The sequence below is a fragment of the Paenibacillus campinasensis genome (assembly GCF_002272015.1).
In the GTDB taxonomy this organism is placed as follows: Bacteria; Bacillota; Bacilli; order Paenibacillales; family Paenibacillaceae; genus Paenibacillus_AQ; species Paenibacillus_AQ campinasensis.
Window position 1 is genome coordinate 14,640 of the sequence record NZ_NPBY01000009.1, and the last position, 23,639, is coordinate 38,278.

At 53.5% G+C, this 23,639-nt stretch carries 20 protein-coding genes; 14 read left to right on the forward strand and 6 right to left on the reverse strand.

Going from position 1 to position 23,639, the window contains the following annotated elements:
• Positions 1–367 precede the first annotated feature (367 nt).
• The 9 genes from CHH67_RS02260 (at position 368) to CHH67_RS02300 (ending at position 13,423) form a co-directional block, all read left to right on the forward strand.
• On the forward strand, positions 368–1,840 hold the full coding sequence (locus CHH67_RS02260; protein WP_244908059.1) for a polysaccharide deacetylase family protein: 1,473 nt from the start codon (positions 368–370) through the stop codon (positions 1,838–1,840).
• Positions 1,841–1,842: 2 nt separating this feature from the next.
• Complete coding sequence (locus CHH67_RS02265) at positions 1,843–3,153, forward strand: nucleotide sugar dehydrogenase (protein WP_095263353.1); 1,311 nt, start codon at positions 1,843–1,845, stop codon at positions 3,151–3,153.
• Positions 3,154–3,203: 50 nt separating this feature from the next.
• A complete protein-coding gene (locus CHH67_RS02270; protein ID WP_155617462.1) occupies positions 3,204–5,033 on the forward strand; it encodes a glycosyltransferase in 1,830 nt (609 codons plus the stop codon).
• A 36-nt stretch (positions 5,034–5,069) separates the two neighbouring features.
• Positions 5,070–6,851, forward strand: a complete 1,782-nt coding sequence (locus tag CHH67_RS02275) for a polysaccharide deacetylase family protein (protein WP_244908060.1) — start codon at positions 5,070–5,072, stop codon at positions 6,849–6,851.
• A gap of 25 nt (positions 6,852–6,876) precedes the next feature.
• Positions 6,877–7,983: a glycoside hydrolase family 18 protein gene (locus CHH67_RS02280; protein ID WP_095263356.1), complete on the forward strand. Its 1,107-nt coding sequence runs from the start codon at positions 6,877–6,879 to the stop codon at positions 7,981–7,983.
• A 586-nt stretch (positions 7,984–8,569) separates the two neighbouring features.
• Complete coding sequence (locus CHH67_RS02285) at positions 8,570–9,538, forward strand: ABC transporter permease (protein ID WP_095263357.1); 969 nt, start codon at positions 8,570–8,572, stop codon at positions 9,536–9,538.
• Positions 9,539–9,572: 34 nt separating this feature from the next.
• Positions 9,573–10,469 carry a carbohydrate ABC transporter permease gene (locus tag CHH67_RS02290; protein WP_095263358.1) on the forward strand — a complete coding sequence of 299 codons (897 nt, stop codon included), beginning with the start codon at positions 9,573–9,575 and terminating at the stop codon, positions 10,467–10,469.
• Positions 10,470–10,546: 77 nt separating this feature from the next.
• The gene (locus CHH67_RS02295) at positions 10,547–12,136 is read left to right on the forward strand and encodes a type 2 periplasmic-binding domain-containing protein (protein WP_095263424.1); all 1,590 of its coding nucleotides are present in this window, start codon (positions 10,547–10,549) and stop codon (positions 12,134–12,136) included.
• Positions 12,137–12,283: 147 nt separating this feature from the next.
• Positions 12,284–13,423 carry a GntR family transcriptional regulator gene (locus CHH67_RS02300; protein WP_244908061.1) on the forward strand — a complete coding sequence of 380 codons (1,140 nt, stop codon included), beginning with the start codon at positions 12,284–12,286 and terminating at the stop codon, positions 13,421–13,423.
• 51 nt (positions 13,424–13,474) lie between these two features.
• On the opposite strand, the gene CHH67_RS02305 is transcribed toward CHH67_RS02300, so the two are convergent.
• Complete coding sequence (locus CHH67_RS02305) at positions 13,475–13,876, reverse strand: YhjD family protein (RefSeq protein ID WP_095263359.1); 402 nt, start codon at positions 13,874–13,876, stop codon at positions 13,475–13,477.
• Positions 13,877–14,135: 259 nt separating this feature from the next.
• Between CHH67_RS02305 and CHH67_RS02310 the strand changes: the two genes are divergently transcribed.
• The gene (locus CHH67_RS02310; RefSeq protein ID WP_095263360.1) at positions 14,136–14,651 is read left to right on the forward strand and encodes a Crp/Fnr family transcriptional regulator; all 516 of its coding nucleotides are present in this window, start codon (positions 14,136–14,138) and stop codon (positions 14,649–14,651) included.
• A gap of 86 nt (positions 14,652–14,737) precedes the next feature.
• On the opposite strand, the gene hmpA is transcribed toward CHH67_RS02310, so the two are convergent.
• A complete protein-coding gene (hmpA, locus tag CHH67_RS02315; RefSeq protein ID WP_095263361.1) occupies positions 14,738–15,943 on the reverse strand; it encodes an NO-inducible flavohemoprotein in 1,206 nt (401 codons plus the stop codon).
• A gap of 526 nt (positions 15,944–16,469) precedes the next feature.
• Between hmpA and CHH67_RS02320 the strand changes: the two genes are divergently transcribed.
• The gene (locus CHH67_RS02320; RefSeq protein WP_095263362.1) at positions 16,470–17,183 is read left to right on the forward strand and encodes a YitT family protein; all 714 of its coding nucleotides are present in this window, start codon (positions 16,470–16,472) and stop codon (positions 17,181–17,183) included.
• 176 nt (positions 17,184–17,359) lie between these two features.
• On the opposite strand, the gene CHH67_RS02325 is transcribed toward CHH67_RS02320, so the two are convergent.
• The 3 genes from CHH67_RS02325 to CHH67_RS02335 all read right to left on the reverse strand — a co-directional run bounded on the left by CHH67_RS02325 (position 17,360) and on the right by CHH67_RS02335 (position 19,425).
• Entirely contained in the window at positions 17,360–17,542 is a 183-nt protein-coding gene (locus CHH67_RS02325; RefSeq protein WP_095263363.1) for a DUF2188 domain-containing protein, read from the reverse strand.
• Between the two features lie 224 nt (positions 17,543–17,766).
• Complete coding sequence (msrA, locus tag CHH67_RS02330) at positions 17,767–18,726, reverse strand: peptide-methionine (S)-S-oxide reductase MsrA (RefSeq protein ID WP_095263364.1); 960 nt, start codon at positions 18,724–18,726, stop codon at positions 17,767–17,769.
• A gap of 93 nt (positions 18,727–18,819) precedes the next feature.
• Entirely contained in the window at positions 18,820–19,425 is a 606-nt protein-coding gene (locus CHH67_RS02335) for a TVP38/TMEM64 family protein (protein ID WP_244908062.1), read from the reverse strand.
• Positions 19,426–19,855: 430 nt separating this feature from the next.
• Here CHH67_RS02335 and CHH67_RS02340 point away from each other — a divergent pair, with 430 nt between their 5' ends.
• Entirely contained in the window at positions 19,856–20,557 is a 702-nt protein-coding gene (locus CHH67_RS02340) for a TerC family protein (protein WP_095263365.1), read from the forward strand.
• Positions 20,558–20,714: 157 nt separating this feature from the next.
• Positions 20,715–21,038, forward strand: a complete 324-nt coding sequence (locus tag CHH67_RS02345; protein WP_095263366.1) for a hypothetical protein — start codon at positions 20,715–20,717, stop codon at positions 21,036–21,038.
• 415 nt (positions 21,039–21,453) lie between these two features.
• Here the strand turns inward: CHH67_RS02345 and CHH67_RS02350 are convergent, their stop codons facing one another.
• Positions 21,454–22,272: a helix-turn-helix transcriptional regulator gene (locus tag CHH67_RS02350; RefSeq protein ID WP_095263367.1), complete on the reverse strand. Its 819-nt coding sequence runs from the start codon at positions 22,270–22,272 to the stop codon at positions 21,454–21,456.
• A 139-nt stretch (positions 22,273–22,411) separates the two neighbouring features.
• Here CHH67_RS02350 and CHH67_RS02355 point away from each other — a divergent pair, with 139 nt between their 5' ends.
• Positions 22,412–23,509, forward strand: coding sequence for a Gfo/Idh/MocA family protein (locus CHH67_RS02355; protein ID WP_095263368.1), 1,098 nt, complete (start codon positions 22,412–22,414; stop codon positions 23,507–23,509).
• The last annotated feature ends 130 nt before the right edge of the window (positions 23,510–23,639 follow it).

The window sequence follows — 23,639 nt, forward strand, 5'->3', positions numbered from 1 at the left end:
TGAACATCACAAGCATACAAGAAATGTACATTGTTCATAAAAAAAACATAAAAGGCCGAAGACTGGCTCTTACCGAGCTGGTTTTCGGCCTTTTTTTGCGTGTTCACGGGCTTTTTCGCGCATGGGCATGAAATGAAAATGAGCACCTTTATCATTTCTGCATCAATGACCCCTGACAGCATGCTGTCAGGCTGTATAGGAATTGTAGAGAAGCCGGTCGTATACTATGAGTCGCTATGTCAAACTTCCTAGGCTGGAAAGGCGGCTCCGGTTACATTGACAGCATAGCAGGTGATTCTTTGGCGGTATATTCCATTTCTGAAATAAGTCAAAAGACGTGGTTATTGGTTGAGAGAGAGGCGTGGAAATGAAAGTTAAAGTAAAAGAGACAATGTTTTCAGGATTCCGGTTTTTAATATTGCTAACCATTATTCCGGTGTTTGGAGGATGCAGTCTGCTGGGCCATCCATCAGGCACGATCAAGGGCGAGGTCAAAGCGCCGGCCCCGGCAGTGGAACGGTATGAAGGGGATAAGAGCAGGGAAATTTCCTATGTGTACACCGCCCGAAAGGAGCTGTCCCTTACCTTTAATGGCATGGGGGACCAGAAGACGATGACAGCGCTGTTGGATGAGCTGGATGCACACGGGGTGAAGGCGACGTTCTTTCTCCCGGGCGTCAGGGTCGCGGAGGAGCCGGATATCGCCAAGGAGATTGCGGCCCGCGGGCATGAAATTGAGAATAATACGCTGAATCAGCTCGATATGAGCACGCTTGATTATGACGGCATATATAAGGAGATCCAGCTGGCTAACGAGGTCATTGAGCGCGAGACGGGCGTGAAGCCCCGCTATGTTCGCACACGATCTGGAGACTACCCAGAGGACGTTCCGCTAGCGGCTGCACATCTGGGAATGAAGGCTGTGGTCAGCTATAAAATTAATCCGCGGGACCGTGACATGCAAAGCGCAGAGGAGATCGGGGAATATGTCGCCCGGTATATGACCCGGGGCGGTATTATTTCCATGAACACGGACATCAATCCGGAAGTTGTGGCCGCGGTGAAGTATATTGCTCAGGCAGCGGAAGACATCGGATACCGGCTGATCACACTGGATGAGCTGGTTGAGAATGGCGGCGAACGCAAGCCGCTTGCATCCATTCCGGGTTATGATGCGGCCAAGATCAACCCGGACTATCACGATGCTGCTTATGAGCTGGTGTATAAAGCGAGAACGGACCGCAAAGAAGTCGCGCTTACGTTTGATGATTTCGGAAGCGACAAGACGGTAACGCAGATTCTGGATATTTTGGAGGAGCATGATGTACAGGTAACCTTCTTCCTTCGGGCAAAAGGGGTGGAGGACAATCCGAACCTGGCCCGGGCGATGCTGGAGGGCGGCCATGATGTAGCCAACCATACCTACAGTCACCCTGTTGTCACGACGCTGACTCCCGAGGAACTGCAGGAGGATGTGGTCAAGGCCCATCAAGTCATCACCGAAGCGATACAGGAGCAGCCGGTCATGCTGTTTCGGCCGCCAACCGGCGTGGTCGATGATTTGCGTGCCAAGGCCATTGCGGCAACCGGCTATCCGATCATGGCCATGTATGACGTGACTACGCTTGACTGGGATACGAGCAATACAGCGGATGACATCGTGAACGGCATTATGACCAAGACGGAAGAGGGAAGCGTCATTCTGCTGCATATGCTGGATGGCCTTCATACGATTGAAGCGCTGCCGCGCGTGCTGACAGGACTGAAGGATAAGGGATATACCTTTGTGAAAATGGCGGATATGATCGAGCATCAGAGCGGTGCCAGGGAAAGGAATTAGGGATGGGACTATACAACAATATTGTGAACCGTACCGACAAGGTTGCGGTGGTGGGGCTTGGCTATGTCGGGCTGCCGCTGGCCGTTGCCTTTTCGAGAAAGGTGGATGTTATCGGTTTTGATTTGAGCCAGGAGAAGATTGCGCTCTATCAGCAGGGCATTGATGCTACCGGCGAGCTTGGGGTGGAGCTGGCTGATAGCACCGTGGCGTTCACCTCCGATCCGGACAAGCTGAAGGAGGCCCGCTGCTTCATCGTCGCTGTTCCGACACCGGTGAAAAGCGGCAATGTGCCGGACCTGAAATTTTTGCGCGGGGCTAGCCAGATGGTCGGTCAAGCGCTGACTCCCGGATCGCTGGTGGTATTCGAATCCACGGTATATCCCGGGGTCACCGAAGAAGTATGTGCGCCGATTCTGGAAGAGGCGTCCGGGCTGCGTCTTGGCGAGGACTTCAAGGTCGGCTATTCGCCGGAGCGCATCAACCCGGGGGATCAGGTGCACCGTTTGGAGAATATCGTGAAGATTGTGTCTGGCAGCGATGGGGAGGCGCTGGATACGGTGGCCCGGCTGTACGAGCTCATTATCGAGGTCGGTGTTCACCGGGCGGAGAGCATCAAGGTCGCGGAAGCGGCCAAGGTGATCGAGAATGCCCAGCGCGATATTAACATCGCGTTCATGAACGAGCTGTCGATGCTGTTTCACCAGATGGAGATCGATATGAACGCGGTGCTGCGTGCGGCGGAGACGAAATGGAATTTCCTCAAGTTCAGGCCCGGCCTGGTGGGCGGGCATTGCATCGGGATTGACCCGTACTACCTGACCTACAAGGCAGAGGATCTCGGATATCATTCCAAAATTATTCTAGCCGGGAGGCACATCAATGACGGCATGGGTAAGTATGTGGCGCAGCAGGCGATCAAGCTTGCCGTGAAGTATCGCCTGGATCTTCGAAACGCCAAAGTGGCCGTCATGGGGCTGGCTTTCAAGGAGGATTGCCGCGATATTCGCAATTCCAAGGTCATTGACCTGATTCGGGAGCTTCGGGAATACGGAGTTCAGCCGCTGGTAGTAGATCCTTATATCGAACCGGCACACGCGTATGAAGAGTTCGGCATCGAGCTGTCGGAGATGACCGATCTTCACAGCCTGGACATGGCCATTATGGCGGTGCCGCACCGTCAATTCAAAGCTTTATCCCTCGCTGATGTGGAGCGGATGTTCGGCTCGGCGGACGAACGGATTCTGGTTGATGTGAAGGGTGCCTATAACCGGGCGGAATGCGAGAGCAGAGGCTTCCGCTACTGGAGCTTGTAAGCTGATAGATTGGAGAAATTGCTGTGATATTTAATAAACGACGCCAAAAAATGAAAGAGGTTCTGACACAGCCGCGAGCCGACCGGAGACGGTTGTCCTATGTTCCGGACCCGGAGCAGATTCGGGTGTCGGCAGATCGAAGAGGCCGACATGTCCTGGATGCTGATCTGTCCGATACCGAATACTTGGAGAAGCTCCGGATGCTTAGCCTGCGGTATGCCGCCGACTTTGACGTGCTGGTGCAACGTGAAGGGCAGTGGAGGCGGCGTGAAGGCATCCGCGCACAAGCATCGGATATTTCGGCCACCGGGCTTCTCCTGAGGCTGCCGTCCGAACATCCGGAACTGAAGCCGGGGGACAAGATCAGGGCGAGGTTCAACATTCCGCCAGGCGCAATGCCGGAGGGCTTCGAATCCGGGGTGAAGATCGACGCGACGGTCGTGCGCAGGTTCGAGGCCCAGGGCGAGGCGGGACAAGTGGAATATATGCTGGCGATGGAGTTCGCGAAGCCGCTCACGGAATACATGCAGCGCAAGCGCTGGGGATACTCGGTGTATTCCGCCAGTGCGCTTCTGCTCGGCACCGTGCTGTTCATTATGCTGCTTCGGACCGAAAGTCTGATCTATTTCAAATATAATATGGTGCTGTACTTGTACAGCTTGATTGCGGCGGCCTTTTTGCTGACTCGCTACCTGTTTGGCGCATTGTACCGGGATGTTCCGATTAACCCGAGCTATACGCCCGGCGTATCGATCATTATCCCATGCTTCAATGAAGCGGAATGGATTAAGCGAACGATTCTGAGCTGTATGAACCAGGATTATCCGGTCGATAAGCTGGAGGTCATCGTGGTGGATGACCGCTCGACAGACCAGTCGGTGGAGAGAATCAGGGATATGATCGAGACGATCCACAACGAGGCAGAGCGCTATGCAACGAAGGATCGGCTCTTCTATACAGTGCTGCCTGAAAATGCGGGCAAGCGGGCCGCACTTGTCAAAGGGGTAGAGATGGCGAAGCATGATCTGGTCGTGTTTGTGGATTCGGACAGCTTCCTGGACCCGACGGCGATCCGCCATCTGGTCCAGCCTTTCCAAGACCCGAAAATGGGCGGTGTGGCCGGACGGACCGATGTGGAGAACAAATATACCAACTCCATTACGAAGCTGCAGACGGTCCGGTATTATATCGCGTTCCGCATTATGAAGGCTGCGGAATCGTGGTTTGACAGCGTCACTTGTCTGTCCGGGCCGCTGTCCTGTTACCGCAAGGATCTGGTGCTGAAGTATGCCGACGACTGGCTGAACCAGAAGTTTCTTGGCAAGCCGGCGACATTCGGTGATGACCGAAGCATGACCAACTTTATATTGAAGGAGCATCGCACAGGCTATCAGGATTCCGCGGTCTGCTCGACAATCGTACCTTCGCGGGTCGACGTGTTTCTGAAGCAGCAGATGCGCTGGAAACGCTCCTGGCTGCGGGAGTCGCTTCGGGCCGGCGGATTCATATGGCGCAAGGAGCCGTTCATGGCGCTGTTCTTCTACGTCGGCCTGATCGTTCCGATCGCCGCCCCGATCGTTGTTGCCTACAACCTGATGTATGTGCCGATTGTGCACGGCATCTTCCCGGGAACGTTCCTGCTGGGGCTGTTGATGATGGCGATGCTGATGAGCCTGGCCCATCTGCTGCTGCGCAAGAGCAGGCTGTGGATATTCGGTTTTGTATTCTGCCTGTTCTATGAGTTTGTGCTGCTGTGGCAGATGCCGGTCGCCTGGTTTACGTTCTGGAAGTCCACCTGGGGGACCCGGGACACGCCGCAGGATGTGGAAGCCAGACTGAAGAAAGAAGCGCGCAAGCGCAAAGGCGGATTAACCGGATAACGGCATCAACCGGTGTCCGAGGATATTGAAATGAGGATGACGGTAATGGATAACAAGCGCAATCCGGCGCTCAATGTGGATAGAAAAAATCGCAGGAAAAAAATGAAGGTCGTTGTGCAGGTATTCCTGCTGGTGCTGCTGACCGCTATTTTGGTCAATACCGTATTTGATTTGAAAACCTACAGCGAGCCTGACCGGGCTAGCTGGGATCAGACAGAAGGCTTTATTGCCATCTCCTATTTCGGAGTTGGGCGAAGCGGTTCGTCCAAGCTGGTTGCCAAGAGCCAGCTTAATGATCATCTCAAGGTGCTGCATGAACAGGGATATGTGACAATTTCGCAGCAGGATATCATCGATTTTTATGAGCGGGGCAAGCCGCTGCCCAAGCGGGCGTTGTTCCTGTCGTTTGAGGACGGCCGAAATGATTCCGCGCTGTTCGCCCAGCCTATTCTGGAAAAGTACAACGGCAAGGCGACCTTCCTGTCCTATGCCAACAAAATGGGGGCGAGTGAAGGAAAGTTCCTCCAGCCGAAAGAGATGCTGAAGATGGAAGAAACGGGTTTCTGGGAGCTCGGGACGAACGGATACCGGCTGACGTATATCAACATTTTTGATAAAGACGGCGGGTTCATCGGCGTGAAGGACGAGAACGAGCTGACGGACAAGTCGGATGTGGAATACTACAATCACTATCTGATGGATTTCATTCGCGACGAGAATATGATTCCGACGGAGAACCGGCAACAGATGGAGGAACGCATTGGCGCTGATTATGAGCTGATGCGGAGCGTGTATACCGAATCGCTCGGTTATGTGCCGGGCACGTATATGATCATGCATGCCAACGCGCTTGACCAGGGGATGAACAATCTGGTTCGGGACGCCAATGTGTCACAGATTGAAGATTTGTTCAAGCTGAACTTCAGCCGCGAAGGGAGTGCCTGGAACACGAAGGACAGCGGACCGCACAACCTGACGCGGGTCCAGCCCGCTCCTTACTGGTCGACCAATCATCTCCTGATGAAGCTTCGCAAGGATACCGGGGAGCGTCTGCAGTTCGTTCGCGGGGATGAAGCGCTCGCGGAGAAATGGAGCCTGCTCGACGGAGCCGCCGAGTTCGCGGGCAGCCAGATCATCGTCACTTCGCCTCCGTCCGGCAAAGGGACGGTGTATCTGAACGACAGCGAGCAGGCGGCGTTTGATGCGACAACAACCGTCTCGGCAACGCTGCTCGGCAACGTCGTTGGAAAGCAGTCGATCTACATCCGGCATGACAGAGCAAAGTCATCATATCTCCGCGTACTGCTGGACAATAACGTCATTCGGCTGGAGCAGAAGAAGGAGGGCGAGCTTCCGAAGGAGCTGTTCACCTACAAGCTGTCGGATGTGAAGTGGGGCGAAGAAGATCTCCGATTTGATAAAGCGACGGTCTATTCCAAGGCACAAACCCAGTCCGGCGCCCGTCAGGATGAGCCGGAATACCCGATCAATATTCCGGGCAAGCGGCAGCTGGAAGTTTCGGTTACCGGCAATTCCGTACGCATTATCGCGGATCAGCAGGTCATTCTCGAGCGTTTGTCCATCGACCCTTCGATCCGCACTGGCGGCGTAGCCCTTGAAGCGCAGTATCACGAGCAGAATGAGAAGGATGACATTTATGATGCGATATTTGATCAGGTGACGGTGACAACGGAAGAGCTTCCGGATCACAAGCGTACCGTGCTGTTCACAAGCAAGCAGACCGGGATGAAAGGCGCGGCGGTGAAAGCAAGAAACATGTTTGACACCGTAGTGGATTGGGCCATTGATAACTTCTGATAAGCAGCGCGAAAGGAATGGTCCGATGAGCAAGCAGGCTATACGATGGGCTGTTGCCGCAGCTGCTCTGGCAGTGTGCATATTGGCCGTGGTCTTTGTCATATGGGGTGGAGAACAGCGAGGAGATGCCGGGGAGCCTGCAGGCTCATCGGCAGCTTCGATTTCGCTGTCCGCATGGGTCACCGACTGGCAGTGGGAGGCAGGTGCGGAGGACTTACAGCTTCTAGGCTCCCAGCTGGAAAGTGTTCGTTTTTTTGCGGCTTATTATGATGCGTCGGATGCGCTCCATTTTACGCCGGCATTTGCAGAGGGGCTGCCCCGCGTGCGGGAGACGGCCGTGGAGGCGGGAATACATGGCATGCTGCTGACGATTGTCAATGATTACTTCCAGGATGGCGGTGTGATCGTACAGAAGGACCCCGGGCTCGTATCCCGCCTAATCTCTTCGGAGGAGTCGCGCAGCCGCCATATCGAGGAGATCGCTGCGACAGCGGTAAGGTACGGATTCTCCGGGGTGGAGATCGATTACGAAAAGGTGCAGCCGACAGACTGGAGCCGCTTGTCCCGATTTTATAAGGAATTGTATGAGCGTCTGCGGAAGGAAGGACTGAGCCTGCGGGTGGTGCTTGAGCCTGGCGCCGATCTGGATGCAATGCGGTTGCCGGAAGGGCCGTCCTATGTCATGATGGCCTATAATTTGTATGGCGGTCACAGCGGGCCCGGGCCGAAGGCGGATCATGAATTAATCCGGAAACTGGCGGGCAAGCTGAACGGTCTTCCGGGGGAGCATGAACTGGCGCTGGCTACAGGCGGGTTTGCCTGGAGTGAAGACGGCAGCGTTGTTGCCGTCACCGAGAAGCGGGCAGGAGAGCTGGCGGAGCTGAGCGCAGATGATCCGAAGCGGGATCCGGATAGCGGAGCGCTGTTTTTTGAGTACAACGATGAACAGGGGTCGAAGCACACGGTATGGTATGCCGATGGTATTACGCTTGCGGGATGGATCAAGCAGGCGGAGGCTGCGGGCATTTCGGATATCGTGTTGTGGCGGCTGGGTGAACTGGACCCGGAAACGCTGCGGATACTGGCCGAGGAATCGTCAGGATGGCACGAAGCCGGTGATGAAGGAATGTAGCGTTAACCGAATGACACCATTGCTCGGTTACACGCCAGCCTGGACAAGGCATCCCGGACAAGACATCCGTTTTAAGGGTGGAGTTGTCCTCCGCCTTGAGGCTGTGACAATAACATATGTGGTGCTACACGCCCCGATCCTTTCTGCCTGAGCAGGAGTGAGCGGGGCGTTTTGTTATATCATCCGCTATCCATTAGGCCTGTCGCATGGAGCTGTTCAGGTAGTGAATTATGCCTAATAGCGTACTGGAGCTAGATCGGATTTCTGTCGAAATTCGGTTTATCCAGCCATATCAGCCCAGGTTTATGTCGTTATTTGTCATAACAAATTTCGGGAGAATGATACTAAAGTAACGTTTTTTCAAGGGATATTGACGGTAAAATGAGTTCTCACTAGAATGTGTTATAACAAATATGAGAGTCACAAAAAAATGGTAGTACAAATTAAGAGGCGGAGGTGATCGCGCACATGGTGGATAAGGATGCGTTGTTCTTCCCATAGAACCCATCCGGTCACAGGAGATTGGCCTGCTTGAAGGCAGGCGGTCGATTTCATGATTCCATGCACAAAGGAGGTCAAATTCTGTATGAGCGTCCCGCTAAAACCGTTAAACTCGGCGTCCGCGGAGCCGGCAACAAGCCCGGGGAGATGGACATATGCGAAGAAGCAGCTGAAACGAAATCTCGGGCTGTACATCATTATTACACCGGCGGTGCTCTATTTTCTGATCTGGCATTACTGGCCGATGTACGGCGTGCAGATCGCCTTTAAAGATTTTATGCCCGGGTTAGGCATCTGGAACAGTCCATGGGTCGGCTTCGATCATTTCGAGCGGCTGTTCAATGCTTATTACTTCTGGACTATCTTAAAAAATACACTCGGGATCAGCTTGTACGGGCTGCTTGTCGGCATACCTGCACCGATTCTGCTTGCGCTTCTGTTCAACGAGCTGCGCAGCCGCAAATTCCGCTCCTTCGCCCAAACGATCTCCTATGCGCCTCACTTCATCTCGGTCGTTGTTGCGGTCGGCATTCTGTTTTTCTTCATCTCTCCAACCAACGGTGTCTTTAACTCCATTCTCGTTGCACTCGGCGGTCAGCCGAAAGATTTCCTGGCCGAGCCTTCAAACTTCTGGCATCTGTATGTATGGTCGGGCGTATGGCAGGGCATTGGCTGGTCCTCGCTCATCTACAGCGCGGCGATCTCCGGCATTTCTCCAGACCTGTATGAAGCGGCCTATATGGACGGGGCAAGCAAGCTCCGCCGCATCTGGCACATTACGCTTCCCGGCATCATACCGACGATTGTCATTCTGTCGATCCTGAGTGCCGGCGGCATTATGAGTGTTGGCTTCGAGAAAATTCTGCTCATGCAGAACGCCATGAATCTGGAAACCTCGGAGGTCATCTCCACTTATATGTACAAAAGCGGTTTGCTGAATACGCAGTACAGCTTCTCTGCAGCCGTCGGGCTGTTCAACAACATCATTAACTTTATCATTCTGATCATCGTGAACGCGGTGGCCCGGCGAGTGGGCGAAACAAGCCTGTGGTAGAAGGCAAAGTTCATTCAAGAAGGGAGTGTGAGCCGTGCTGCTGAACATCAAGCGCACACCGGGGGAGAAGCTGGCCGATGCGATCCTCCTCGTGCTGGCGATCCTCATTACAATTGTTATTTTGTACCCGCTGCTGTTCGTGTTGTTTGCCTCGTTCTCCGATCCGCGTCAGCTTTGGGACAAGCCGCTGCTGCTGTATCCCGCGGGCTTCAACCTGGACAGCTATGCCAAGCTGTTCGAGAACAGCGAAATCTGGCGGGGCTATGGAAATACGCTCCTGTATGCGCTGACCGGGACCGCGATCAATATTGGGATGACGGTGCTCGGCGCTTATCCGCTGTCAAGAAAGCGCTTTTATGGGAAAAGGCTGTTTACGATGCTGTTTGCTTTTACGATGTTTTTTGGCGGAGGCCTCATTCCGCTCTATCTGGTCAACAAGCAGCTTGGCCTGCTGAACACAATGTGGGCACTTGTTCTGCCCGGCGCGATCAGCGCCTACAACATGATTATTATGCGCACCTACTTCCAGACCCGGATTCCGGATGAGCTGGAGGAGAGCGCGTATGTGGACGGGTGCAATGATTTTCAGATGCTGTACAGGATTGTGCTGCCTCTGTCGATGCCGATCATTGCCGTCATGATTCTGTTCTACGGTGTAGGCCACTGGAATTCCTATTTTGATGCGATGATTTATTTAACGGACCGAGAGAAATTTCCGCTTCAGCTTATTTTGCGGGAAATTCTGGTCCAGAACGATTTCAAGGAGATGGCCGGGATATCGGTGGGCGCGGAGTATGCGGACCAGATGATGGTGAAGGAAGGTCTGAAATATGCGATTGTGGTCATCTCTGCGTTGCCGCTCTTGTTGCTGTATCCGATGCTGTCCCGTTTTTTTGAGAAAGGCATTATGGTGGGTGCAATTAAAGGCTGAGGCCGGATTCATCACCGCCGGTGCGCCAAGGCTGCGCTTGCCTTATGATCATGAACGAAAGAGGGGTTAAGAGAATGATGAGAACAAGATGGTTTGCTTTGCTTGCCTGGACAATATCGTGTGCTCTGCTGCTTGCGGCATGCAGCGGCTCGGACAATACGGCAACGCCGGAGCCGGGAGAGACGGACGATCCAGGAACGATTACGCTGAAAATGGTCAAGCGCGGATACACCGACGTCCATCCGCCTGCAGACCAGCTGTGGATGTGGCAAAAGTATGAGGAGATATCCGGCATCCATGTCGAGTTTGAGGAATTGGCCGGCTCAGCGGTCACGGAGCGAAAAAATGTGATGCTCGGCTCGAATGATCTGCCCGACGCCTTCTACCGGATTGCCTTCGGCACAGACGAGCTGATGAAATACGGCAAGCAGGGGCTGTTCATCCCGCTTGAGGATCTGATCGAGGAGCATGCGCCCAACCTGCAAAAGCTGCTGAATGACAATCCGGACATTAGAGGCGCCATCACGATGTCGGATGGGCATATCTATGCCCTGCCTTATGTTGATTTCTCGAAGGCGTTCAACTCTGTCCGCCTGTATATCAACAAGAGCTGGCTCGATGAGGCCGGGCTGCCGGTGCCGGCAACGACGGAGGAATTCCGTCAGGCGCTAAAGACCGTGCGGGAGAAGGATCCGAACCGCCTCGGCTGGGTTCTCGAAACGCAGTATTGGACATTCCTGGAGAGCTTCCTGGCCGGCAGCTTCGGCATGGGCGAGGGAGGTGCCAAGGCGTTTGGCCAGTATCTGTATAAGGATACGGACGGTCAGGTGAAAACGACGTTTAATGATCCGAAATACAGGGAGCTTCTGCGGTATATGCATGAGCTGTATCAGGACGGCTCGCTGGCGCAGCAGAACTTCACGACCGGCTATGATTACGCCAAATGGTCCACCGACGGCGCGAATAACCTGATCGGCTCCTTCGTATGGGAGGGACCGGGGTATATCGGCAAGGAAGCGTCCGAGCACTATGTCGGCATCAACGCCCTGGAAGGTCCGAACGGGGATAAGGTGGCCAGTACGCTGGGGCCGCCGGCCAAAGGCATCTTCGGTTTTATTATCACCAATAAAAACAAGTATCCAGTCGAAACGATCAAATGGATTGACTACTTCTACGGGGAAGAAGGGATTAACTTCGGCACCTTCGGCCTGGAAGGGGAAACGTATGAGATCGTGGACGGCAAGCCGAGATACAAGGATGAAATTTTGAACTACAAGGGCGGTGTGCAGCTAGGGGCATTCCAATATGTAGACAATGTATATGGCGCTTATTATCCGTATGTCGAGCCGGACGACGACTTGCGGATGGCTGCAAGAGGCACGACGGTGGAAAATGAGATTAAGGCCGATCCTGCCGAGCTGGACGAGCTGGCGCCGAAGGAGCTGTGGCCGGATTTTGTGCCAACCGACGAGGAAGCGGGAACAACGAGCGCGATTCTCACCGACATCAACAAGTATATTGAAGAGATGCGCGTGAAGTTCGTGACCGGCAAAGCGAGCCTGGATACGGATTGGGACACCTATGTCTCCACCTTGGAGAGGATGGGAGCAAGCAAATATTTGGACATCAAGAGAGCGCAGTATGAGCGGTATATAAATGTAAAGTGAGCCATGATTGCAGGGAGGCAAGCTGCCCCTCAGTTTACACGGCAATGCGGAAAACGCTATAATTTACTATAACAAGGATGCAGCGTCGTCCGAATTTTGCAAGTGTTAATACCGGGAGAGATACTGAAAAAGAGAACCGTAGATGGGATGAGAACGAAGTTGACTAAAGACAATAAACCGCTGTACAGCGTGATCATGGATCAGTTGAAGTCGGAAATTTCATCGGGCCTGTATCGTCCTGAATCCCAGCTGCCGACCGAGGCAGAGCTGAGCTCTAGATTCGGAGTCAGCCGCATCACGACGCGCAGAGCGCTCGATGAACTGGAGCGGGACGGATACATTTACCGGATCAAGGGAAGCGGCAGCTTCGTCAAGCCCAGAAACCGGGGACAGGAGAACAGAGCTGAGGGAACCGGGAAGATGATATCGCTGATCCTGCCGTCAGAGGATGACCGGGGGACGATGGGGTATATTCGCGGGGCCTCGGACTGGCTGAACGCTAACGGCTACTATTTGAGCATCCATCAAAGTGATTACGATTCGCAGAAGGAGCGCGATCTGCTGGAGATGCTGACTCGAAAGGGCATCGCGGCCATCATTTTATATCCTCGGAATGACCAGACGAATTACGATATATTGCACCGGCTCTGTCTGGACGAGTATCCGATCGTCACGATAGATAAATATTTTGAAAGCTTGCCGCTCGGGGCTGTCGTATCCGACAATTTTAACGGCTCTTACCAGGCGGTTTCGCGGCTGATAGAGCTTGGCCACCGCAAGATCGCTTTCCTGACCGCGGTGACGATTGAATCGACCTCCTCCGTCAGAGACCGGTATTTCGGTTACTGCCAGGCGCTGAAAGACCACGGCCTTCCGATTGACAGCCGCTATATCCGGCTCAATATGAAGGGATATCGGGAGCAGGTCGGAGGGGAGCGGTTCTATAAGGAGCTGCTGGACTCGTACAGCGCGGATGGCGTGACGGCGGTCCATACCGAAAATGATCTCATTGCCGCATCGCTGCTCAATTTATGCCTGGACAGAGGCATCCGGATTCCGGAAGAGTTCTCGATTATCGGCTTTGACAATAATCCGGTAACCGAGCATGTGCTTATCCCGCTCACGACGATTGAGCAAAATTTCTATGAAATCGGGCGTCAGGCTGCCGAAATCATTGTCGGGTGGCTGGAGAAGGGAAGACAGACGCCAGGCCGCGTGCTCGTTCCGGTCAAGCTGGTGGAGCGAGGAACCACGGCCTTGGCCCCGGAGGGCAGCGTGGTCGAATAGCGATGGAGCGCCATGCTGCATAATGACTGCTGATAGCGGATGTCCCCGCTGTCAGCAGTCTGTTTGTGTTCCGGGAGACACTTGGTTCATGATGTGATTCATCATAAGATGAATCCAGATCGGCTTCATCTCGGCCCATTCCGCGACAAGGCTGCACGTGAAGCCTCGGCACAAGTAATGGGCTTCTATGCCATAGGCACACCGCTCTTCACGATACAGCCGAATGCCGTGCCGGCGAAGCTGCAGCTGGATGCGGCGTCTGTGTTCCGTTATGTCCTTCTTCACTTCATCCAAGCTGTGGATATACAGGCTGGACAGCTTCAGATCGAGGGTGCGCAGCGTCCGGAGATCCCGGTTCGCACAAGCGAGCAGCACCGAGTAAGTGACATAGTCTCGAACCAGGGCGGCGTCTTCCTCCGATGGAGGGGGAGGCGTCTTGGATAGTCTTGTCATAGCGGCACATCCTTGATTCAAGTGATGTAGATGCAGCGTGATACCTTATACATATACAGGAACATACGTTCCTTTTCTTTCATCTTAGAACTTCATCCATTGAAAAACAATCCACAAATTCTGGTTCTTCCAGGGATGTTGAGCGCATTCATCTGTTATAGTTACGGTAATCGCATTGTGTGATTCATGGCTCCATATCGTTATGGAGAATTTCGTTGTCTTTAGCATAAACCTACGCGACAAAGGAGTGTGATCGGGAATGAGACTGAACAAGGGAGAAATTTTGTTTCGGCAAGGGGATAGCGGGAAGTATTTATATCGTATCGAAAGCGGTCTGTTCAAGGTCACGCGTCTGCACGAGAATGGCAATATGGTTCTTTTCAACATTTTATATCCGGGTGAAACGGTTCCTCATCATTCGCTCATCAGTCCGAAGGAAACGCATGGAACCGCTACGGCGCTGATGCAGAGCGAAGTGGAAGTGATCCCGGCGGAGACCTGGTACCGAGAGCTCCGGGAAGATCCGGAGAAACCGCTGGAGGTGGCGCGTCTGCTTCAGGAGAAGCTGCGCTTTATGCAGACCCGGCTGGACCACTTGACCGTGGGCACGCCGCAGGAGCGGCTGACACTGCTAATGCGCTGGCTGGACGAGCACTCCGACGGCAGGCATCTGACCGAATATTTGACCCAGGAGGAAATCGGACAGCTGATCGGCGTACGGCGGGAAACGGTTAATCGGCTGCTGCGTTCACCGGAATTTAACGAACGGGGCTAGGCAGGCTTATGCTGAATCATAAAGAGGCTGCCATCCCAGCGCGCAGATGCTATGTACGCTGAGCGGAGCCTCTGAAGGAAAACAGATTATTGCTCGATCGTTCCGGCAGGTCCAAAAAATTCGTAATGCGCCCGATCCGCAGGCACGCCCATCGCTTTCAGGTGGCTGTATACGGCGCGCATGAACGGCACCGGTCCGCAGAAGTAGAAGTCGGAGCCCGGATCGGTTGTTTCCTGCAACAACTCAAGGTCAATGTAGCCTGTCTTATGGCACTGGTCTTCCTGCTCTGGAGATTCATAGATCACGTAAGAGCGGAGCTGCGGATGCTGGACAGTCAGTTGCTCAATATGATCGCGCATCGCATGCTGGCTTCCACATTTGGCGGCATGAATATATACGACTGGACGGGACGGCTGCTTGGTGAGCGCCGTTTCCAGCATGCTCACCAGCGGGGTCAATCCAACCCCGCCGCTAATGAGAACCAGGGGCAACTCCGAATCGGAATTTAAGGTGAAGGAGCCGGCTGGCGCGCTGACTTCAACGACCGTTCCTTCCTCAGCCTGGCGGTGAAGCCAGGTGGATACGACGCCGGCGCCTTCGCCATTCATCCCGTCCTCGCGTTTGACTGTAATGCGGTAGTAAGGCTTTCCGGGAGCCGTGGACAAGCTGTAATGCCGCAGATGAGAATACGAGTCTCCCTCTGGCTTCACCCGCAGTGTAATATACTGTCCGGGTTCGTAGCTCGCGATTTCCCCGCCATCCTCCGGCACGAGATACAATGAGGTGATCAACGGGCTTTCCGTCACTTTCCGATCGATGACAAAACGCCGAAAGCCGGACCAGCCGCCAGGCACACGGGCTGCCTTCTCGTACATTTCCGCCTCCACGCTGATGAACGCATCAGCAATCACCTGGTAGGCATCCGCCCAAGCATTCAAAATTTCAGGTGTCGCCGCATCTCCCAGCACTTCCTTCATTGCCGCAAGCAGGGTTGTGCCCACGATGGGATAATGCTCCGGCAAAATGCCGAGCGCGCGATGCTTCTCGCCGATCTGCTTGACGACAGGCACAATCTCCTCCAGGCGGTCAATATGCGCTGCGGCGGCATATACGGCGTTGGCCAGCGCAGTTTGCTGACGCCCTTGGCGCTGGTTCGCATGGTTGAATATGTTCAGCAACTCGGGATGATTGTCGAACAGTCTTGTGTAGAACACAGACGTAATCTCGGTCCCGTGAACTTCGAGTACCGGCACGGTGGATTTGATGATTTCAATCGTTTCTTTGTGCAGCATAACACGGCCTCCCTTTTTTCCAGATACTGTTTCTCGTGAATAAGCATTGTAAATCATTCGTATGTGTCAAGTATAGGGATGGCCCGAACATCCATTTGTGATTATCGTCACACTGGATTTTTCGAATATGTGAACGATGCTGGTCGTATACATAGAGGGAGCATGAGCCATGAGGGGGAGCCGGCGTGTATTTTACTGCTTGATTGCCCAAATATCTCCAGCCCCTGTTTAGTCGGCCTTCACTTTGTGGTATAATACAATTGGAACTTGGCAAACAACTAAATAAAGAAAGGATCAGGATACCATGTGTCCCCGAAGGACAATTCCCCAAAGGACGATTTGGAAACGTTATGATCTATCATACACATAGCTTCCTCCGTAGAGCGATGTCGGACGTCTGAAGACAAGGACGGTCTCTACGAAAGGAAGGATAGGATGATTATCCGAAGGATGAGCTCCTCCAGGATGCCTGTGCGTAGAGATGGGCCTTTGTCTGACCAATCTACTACGACAAGAGGGATCCTGTATGAGGAAAAGACAAGACTTCATTATTGAAATGTCAGCGATGTTATTTGGTACGTTATTAATGGCTTTTACCTACTATCATATTAATTTTCAGAACCATTTATCCGAAGGCGGATTTGTAGGCCTGGCACTGCTGGGCAAGTATGTGCTGGACATTCCGCCAGCGCTCGGCATGATTTTGCTGGATATTCCGGTGCTGCTGGTTGCCCTGTTTTTGAAGGGAAAGAAGTTCATCATTAACACGGTCGTGGCAGCGGCGATGTTCTCTTTGTTCTATGCGTTGATGGAGCGGTATTCGACCCTGGTGATCGATCTTCACCATAACCTGCTGGTTGCGGCTCTAATCTCCGGTGTGCTTACCGGCTTTGGAGCGGGAATCGTTCTGCGTTATGGCGGTGCTACGGGCGGGGATGATGCGATCTCCGTACTGATCAGTGAATGGAGCGGACTTAAGGTCGGTACGGTCATTCTGATCATGGATGCCGCGGTGCTGCTTCTGTCGCTGGCGTATCTGCCGCTGATGGAGACCATGTTCACCATTCTGGCGGTTACGATTGCAGGGCAGGTCATTTCGATGACGGTCGCTTATGGCCGGGAGAAGCAAGTCGCGAAACCGAAGCCGCTCAAGCCGATATTCAAACGTGCATCGGCCCGGCGAGCTGCTGTTGCCGCCAAGCCTGGCAGCGCCCATCCCGTGAGCGGGAGGTCGGTGTAACCCTTGAATCATAACCGAATCGGAAATAACAATAAGCGGTCACTCGTGAGTCTTATCACGAATGACCGCTTTTGATTATTCAAGCTGCGCATGGTCGTAAGTCAGCAGCCGCTTACGCATCTGGTCCCCCGTGCGGGTACTCGCGTTTGTCTTGGTATAATCAAGATGAATCCCGGTTATTCCTCGTCCTCCGGATGGTTCTCGTCCCATTCCTGGGCTTTGGCAGTGGCGATGGCAATCGCTCTGCCTTCCTCGTAGTTTTCCTCGAGCAGCGCGTTGGCGATCTCAACCGCCTTTTTGCGGACACGCGGCTTCAAGTATTTCATGGACGGCGGATAATCATTCGCACTCCAAGGCATGGATATCCCTCCATTTCAGCATCGATTTCAGCAGCTGCTTCGTTACAGACCTATTACCCGTGAGAACATGGGCTTAACCGACCGAAGCCAAACTTTGGGCGACCGAGGATAAGAAAGCATCCAACAGCAAGTTAGAAGGCGAGCGCGGCATACACAACAAAAAAAGAAGGGGAGTTATCCCCTTCTTCAGCCGAATATCAGGCAGTTGTAGAATGGATCCGCCTTTATTCAAACAGCATTAAATATTGTCCATAGCCTTCCTTCTCAAGGTCTTCCTTCGGCACAAACCGCAGCGCGGCAGAGTTAATGCAGTAGCGCAAGCCGTCCGGACCCGGGCCGTCGTCAAAGACATGACCGAGATGGGAGTCGGCGCGGCGGCTGCGAACCTCGGTACGCACCATCATGTGGCTGAGGTCGATCCGCTCTTTAATGACATGATCCTGAATGGGACGGGTAAAGCTCGGCCACCCGCATCCGGCATCATATTTATCCAGCGAGCAGAACAGCGGCTCGCCGGAGACGATGTCCACGTATATTCCTTCGCCTTCATGATCCCAGAATTCGTTCCGGAATGGAGGCTCGGTAGCATTGTTCTGGGTTACCTCATATTGAAGGCGGGAGAGACGGCGTTTCAGCTCGTTCTTGTCAATCGGCTCACTCCAGTGGGATTCGATAAAATCCTCGCGCCCGGAGCCTTTGCGATACCGCTTGTAGTGAACGGGATTTTTCTTGTAGTAGTCCTGATGGTATTCCTCTGCCTCGTAGAACGTGCTCGCCGGCAGGATCTCGGTCACGATCGGCTTGTCAAAACGTCCGCTCTGTGCCAGCGCCTGCTTCGATTGCTCCGCCAGCTCACGCTGTTCTTCGGTATGATAGAAGATTGCCGTCCGGTAAGAGGCGCCCCGGTCATAGAATTGGCCGCCTGCATCGGTAGGGTCGATCTGCTGCCAGAACAGCTCCAGCAGTCGCTCATAAGGAAAAATGTCCGGATTGTAGGTGATCTGGACAGCCTCGTAGTGGCCGGTAGTATCGGAGCATACCTCTTCATAGGTCGGATTCTCGGTATGGCCGCCAGTGTAGCCGGATACGACCTTCACGATGCCGGGCAGCTGATCGAACGGAGAGACCATACACCAGAAGCAGCCTCCGGCAAATGTCGCCAGTTCATTCGTTGAGTGATTCATATTATCCCTCCATAATAGGGTTAGAATTTAAACGCTGTGCATTATATTATAAATCATTTGGTTCCATGAAGCCAAAAAGGCAGGAGGAAAGTTTCATCTTCGGCTGCCTTTCTTTTGATAGGCGATCATGAGCAGTGTGGACAGCAATATGATGATGACGGCCACAGTACCGAACAGCGCGGGGTTCAAGGACAGGCCGTGACCGAGGTAGGCATAGATGAGAATGGACGGGATTTTGCCAATGCCAGAAGCGATCACATAAGTCCAGAAAGGAACAGGCGCCACCCCGGCATAGATGTTGACGGCCGTCTGCGGGATGACCGGCAGCAGCCGCGCGATGATGACTGCCCGAAATGGGTAGGTCTGCACCGCCTTCGTAAACGAGGCCAGAGCCGGATACCGCTCGATCAGCCTGTGGCCGGAGTCGCGGTACACCACTCGGGCTACCGCATAAACCACGATGGCTGCGATGGTGGTGGCGACCCAGGCGATAACCGCTCCCCCCATCGTCCCGTAGGTATACCCGAGCACGGCGATGACCGCCTTGTACGGCATCAAGGGAAACAGAGCGAACACCGTTGCAAGCAGCATCATCAGTGGAAATGCCGGGGACTGCTCCAGCCAGATGAAGATGTCTTGCCTGTATATAAAGGCGATAACGAGCACACAGAGATAGACTGCAGGAACGAGCCATTTCATGATCATAATTTCCTTTCTTGCTGAGCTGGCGAATATATCTATCATACCAGAAAAGAGCCGCTGCCGTCCGTTTACGTACGGGTTGAAAATATGCAGTCCTGGCCCCAAGAAAGAAGTGGTGCTCATGTCAAAACTTATATATACAACATGTTGGTCATGTGCTATAATGTGTCCAGCCGAATAGTTCCCAAAGGGGAGTAGCTCCAGCAGTAAAGTCGTCATTACGAGTTCACCGAACTCCGGCTTTACTGGCAACGAACCAGTTGTTTAGCGAGACCTTTGCCTGCATTTATTTATTGATGAGGTAAAGGTCTTTTTTGCGCTTATAAAACGTTGTTGAACTGCTTAGAAAAAGGAAACAACGTTTTTGCATGGTGGACGTCGGTATCAGGAAAACATATCGATATCAAGAAAGAAGGAGTGAAGAAGCATGGATATCATGTCAGTAGAATTTTGGACCGCGCTGTTGTCCATTATCCTCATTGACCTGGTGCTGGCAGGCGATAACGCGATCGTCATCGGTCTGGCTGCACGCAACGTTCCGAAGGAAGACCAGAAGAAGGTCATCATCTGGGGAACGGTCGGCGCCATTGCCGTTCGTGTCGTTGCGACGCTGCTTGTTGTATATCTGCTGATGATTCCAGGCTTGCGACTTGTTGGCGGTCTGGCATTGCTATGGATTGCCTACAAGCTGATGGTGGATGAGAAGGATCATGAAATTTCGGCAGGGAACCAGATGTGGGCAGCCATTCGGACCATTATTATCGCGGATGCGATGATGGGTCTGGATAATGTGCTTGCGGTTGCCGGTGCAGCGGGCGAGAGCTTCCTGCTCGTTATTCTCGGTCTGGCCATCTCGGTGCCGATTATGGTATGGGGAAGTACAATTATTTTGAAGCTGACCACACGTTATCCGGTAGTCATTACGATCGGTGCAGCCGTTCTGACATGGACCGCTTCCAAGATGATCGTAGAAGAGCCGCTCATTCATCACTGGTTTGCAAACAACGTGTTGAAGTATGGATTTGAAATTATTGTCGTTATCCTTATTATCGGTCTAGGCTTGTGGACGAAGAAAAAGAATGATGACAAGCAAAAACGCAAGCCTGTGCAAGTGAAGATGGCGGATTAATCCGCGGGTTTTGTCTCCTGGCGAAGATGCCGTTATAATGTGCTCATGAGGAAAGGGTCAACATGCGGTTGATGCTGGGTCAATCCGCATCCTTCCCTGCGCGCTTGGAGCTGCACGCGGGTGAAGCCCTTGGATACATGAGGAGGAGACCGATCATATGGATTCAGAATCAAAATCCCTAGAAGAGCGGATTGTGGAAAGCTACAGGCAGGATGAGGATATGATGATCCTGGTGTTCGCCCAGTGGTGCGTGAATCAGGGGCTGGACCCTGCGGAGCTTTACCGCAAGGCATATCCCGATCAACCGGTGAATGAACCGTTGGCCAGAGCGCTTGCGCTGACTGTGCCGAAGGAGGAAGCCGGGGATATTGCGGATCATACCGTTCTTGGCGTTTTGTCCCTCTACGGGAATGACGATCTGGCCGCGGTGGTTACCGAGGCGATGGAACAGATCGCTGCCGCCCGCAAGAGCGGTACATAGAAGGCGGGCGGCTTGCAAAGACTGTGGATAACAGTCGCTTGCGAGCCGCTCTTGTATTCTGAGGTAAAGCATGCTGTTGAGGCATGTCTGGATTCTTCTTTAAAAGGATCTTTGTAAGGAATATGGAGATATGGAAGTGAAGGGAGCGCGTTAGAGGATGCCAGTCTTTGACCTGTTAAGCTGGTGAAGCGTCATCTGAACTATCGCGTGAATCCTAACAAGCCCGGAGGAAGGAGTGGATCCTTGTCCGGGCTTGTTTAGTAATAACAGTCTGATGCGGTTCACTCCACTGTTGCCTTTGGACTTGCTGCCTACGCTTATGCGATTATCGTCCGAAGCGGCATTCGCACAGTGGCAGACACAGACGCTGTTAGAATGTGCAGCTAAAGTCAGGCAGTGTCTAAGCATCAGCTGCTCAGGTAGGCGTGCGGCTGGCCATGCGGTATTGTTTGGGCGATACGCCGAATCGGGACCGGAATACCCGGTGAAAATAAGTATAGTTGGCAAAGCCCGACGTCTCCGCCACATCTTCAAGCGAGAGCGGGCTGAATACGATCCGTTCCTTGGCCATGTTCAGCCGCACTTCCATCGTGTACTGCATGATGGTGGTGCCAAACGCCTCTTTGAACAGATGCACTGCCCGGGAGACGCTGATGCCGACATGCCCGGCGACATCCTCCAGCTTGAACATCGAGGAGGCGTTCTCTTCAATATAGTTCTTCATGCGGTATGCCAGATAGGTCTTCGGCGTTGTGGATGGCTGCTCGGACAGCAGCCGGTCCACCTCAAGACACAGAATCCGGACCGTATAGTCGGCGATCTGGGGATAGGGGTTGGTGATGCGCCGCTGCTCCAGCACGAGCGAGCGAAAATGGCTCAGGTAGCGTTCTTCCAGCGGCATCCGGATTTTGGCCGGGCGCTTTAAAGCGTTCCACCATGCATCAACCCAATCGCCTTTGATAAAGATATGATAATCGCCGCTTTCAATCGTCAGTTCTCCATGGGCGTTAAGTTCATCGTCAATCTTAAGCTCGTAAGGCTGACCGGGACGGCATATAAGCAGATCGCCGGGCTCGATATGGACCAGTTCGCCGTCGATGATCGCACGGCAGCGTCCGTTGGTTTGAAGCCGCATTAAGTAGGAGTCAAAACCGTCGGGGAGCGTCATCTCAAAAGGCTTACGGTGAAAGGAAAAATCTGCTGCGACGACTTGGCTTGTAAAAGATGGTTCCATGACGAAATGTCTCCTTCAAAAAAGAAAATAATGACCAGATAGTTCATGTTTCAATCATATTATTCATTTTAAACGAAAGCGTTTCAGAATACCATGGTTACTAGACCGGGCATATCCAATGGGTCAAGGAGTGACAACGATGACAAAAATGAAAGCAGGCATTATCGGCTGCGGCAATATTAGCGGCATATACTTCACCAACCTGAAGAACAGCCCGTGGGTTGAAGTGATCGCGTGCGCCGATCTGGTTATGGATTACGCAGAAGCAAAGGCCAAGGAATACGGCATACCGGGCGTATGCACGGTAGAAGAGATGCTGGCGCGTCCTGACATTGATCTGATTATTAATTTGACGATTCCGGCCAGTCATGCAAGTGTCGATGTAGCGGCGCTTGAGGCCGGGAAACACGTATACAGCGAAAAGCCTCTGGCGATCACCCTTGAAGAAGGACGAGAGGTGCTGAACAAGGCAGACCTGAAAGGGCTGCGCGTCGGCTGTGCGCCGGATACGTTCCTCGGCTCCGGCGTCCAGACAGCCAAGGCAGCCATTGAATCCGGGCTGATTGGCCGTCCGATTGCGGCGACCGCATTCATGATGGGTTCCGGGCCGGAGGCCTGGCACCACAATCCTGAATTTTTCTATGCGCCGGGCGGCGGGCCGATGCTGGACATGGGGCCGTACTATCTGTCGGCTTTGGTCGAGCTGCTGGGTCCTGCAAGCCGGGTGAGCGCATCGGCAGGCATTCAGATTCCTGATCGCAGCATAGGCTCCGGTCCGCTGCAGGGCAGGCCGATTACGGTGCAGACCCCGACGCATCTGGCAGGCACGCTCGATTTCGAGAACGGAGCGATTGCCACGATGATTACCAGCTTCGATATTTTCGGCGGGTCGTCGCTGCCGTGGCTTGAGATTTACGGCACGCAGGGCACGCTCAGCCTCGGCGATCCGAACTACTTCAATGGTGAGGTTAAGCTGCGCAAGCAAGGATCCGATGAATGGAAAACGCTGGATCCTGTGTTCGAGTGCGGGCAGAATGAGCGCGGGCTCGGCATTAATGACATGATTGAATCGATCCACAGCAACAAGGATCATCGCGCAAGCGGACGCCTTGCGTACCATGTGCTGGAGATTATGCAGTCGTTCCAGCAGTCGTCTCTGGAGGGCCGCCATATCGTGCTGCAGAGCACTTATCATTACGGCAAGCTCCCGGCTCCGCAGCAGGCCGATTTGGGCTAATCCGCCAAGCAGAGGGAAGCATGACACAAGATGGTGTATATGCACGGCTGTTCAGTAAAAGATACTGCCTGATAACATCTCCTCGTGAAGCAGGAGCACAGGGAGTGCTTGTCGAAGAAAGTTACTGCCC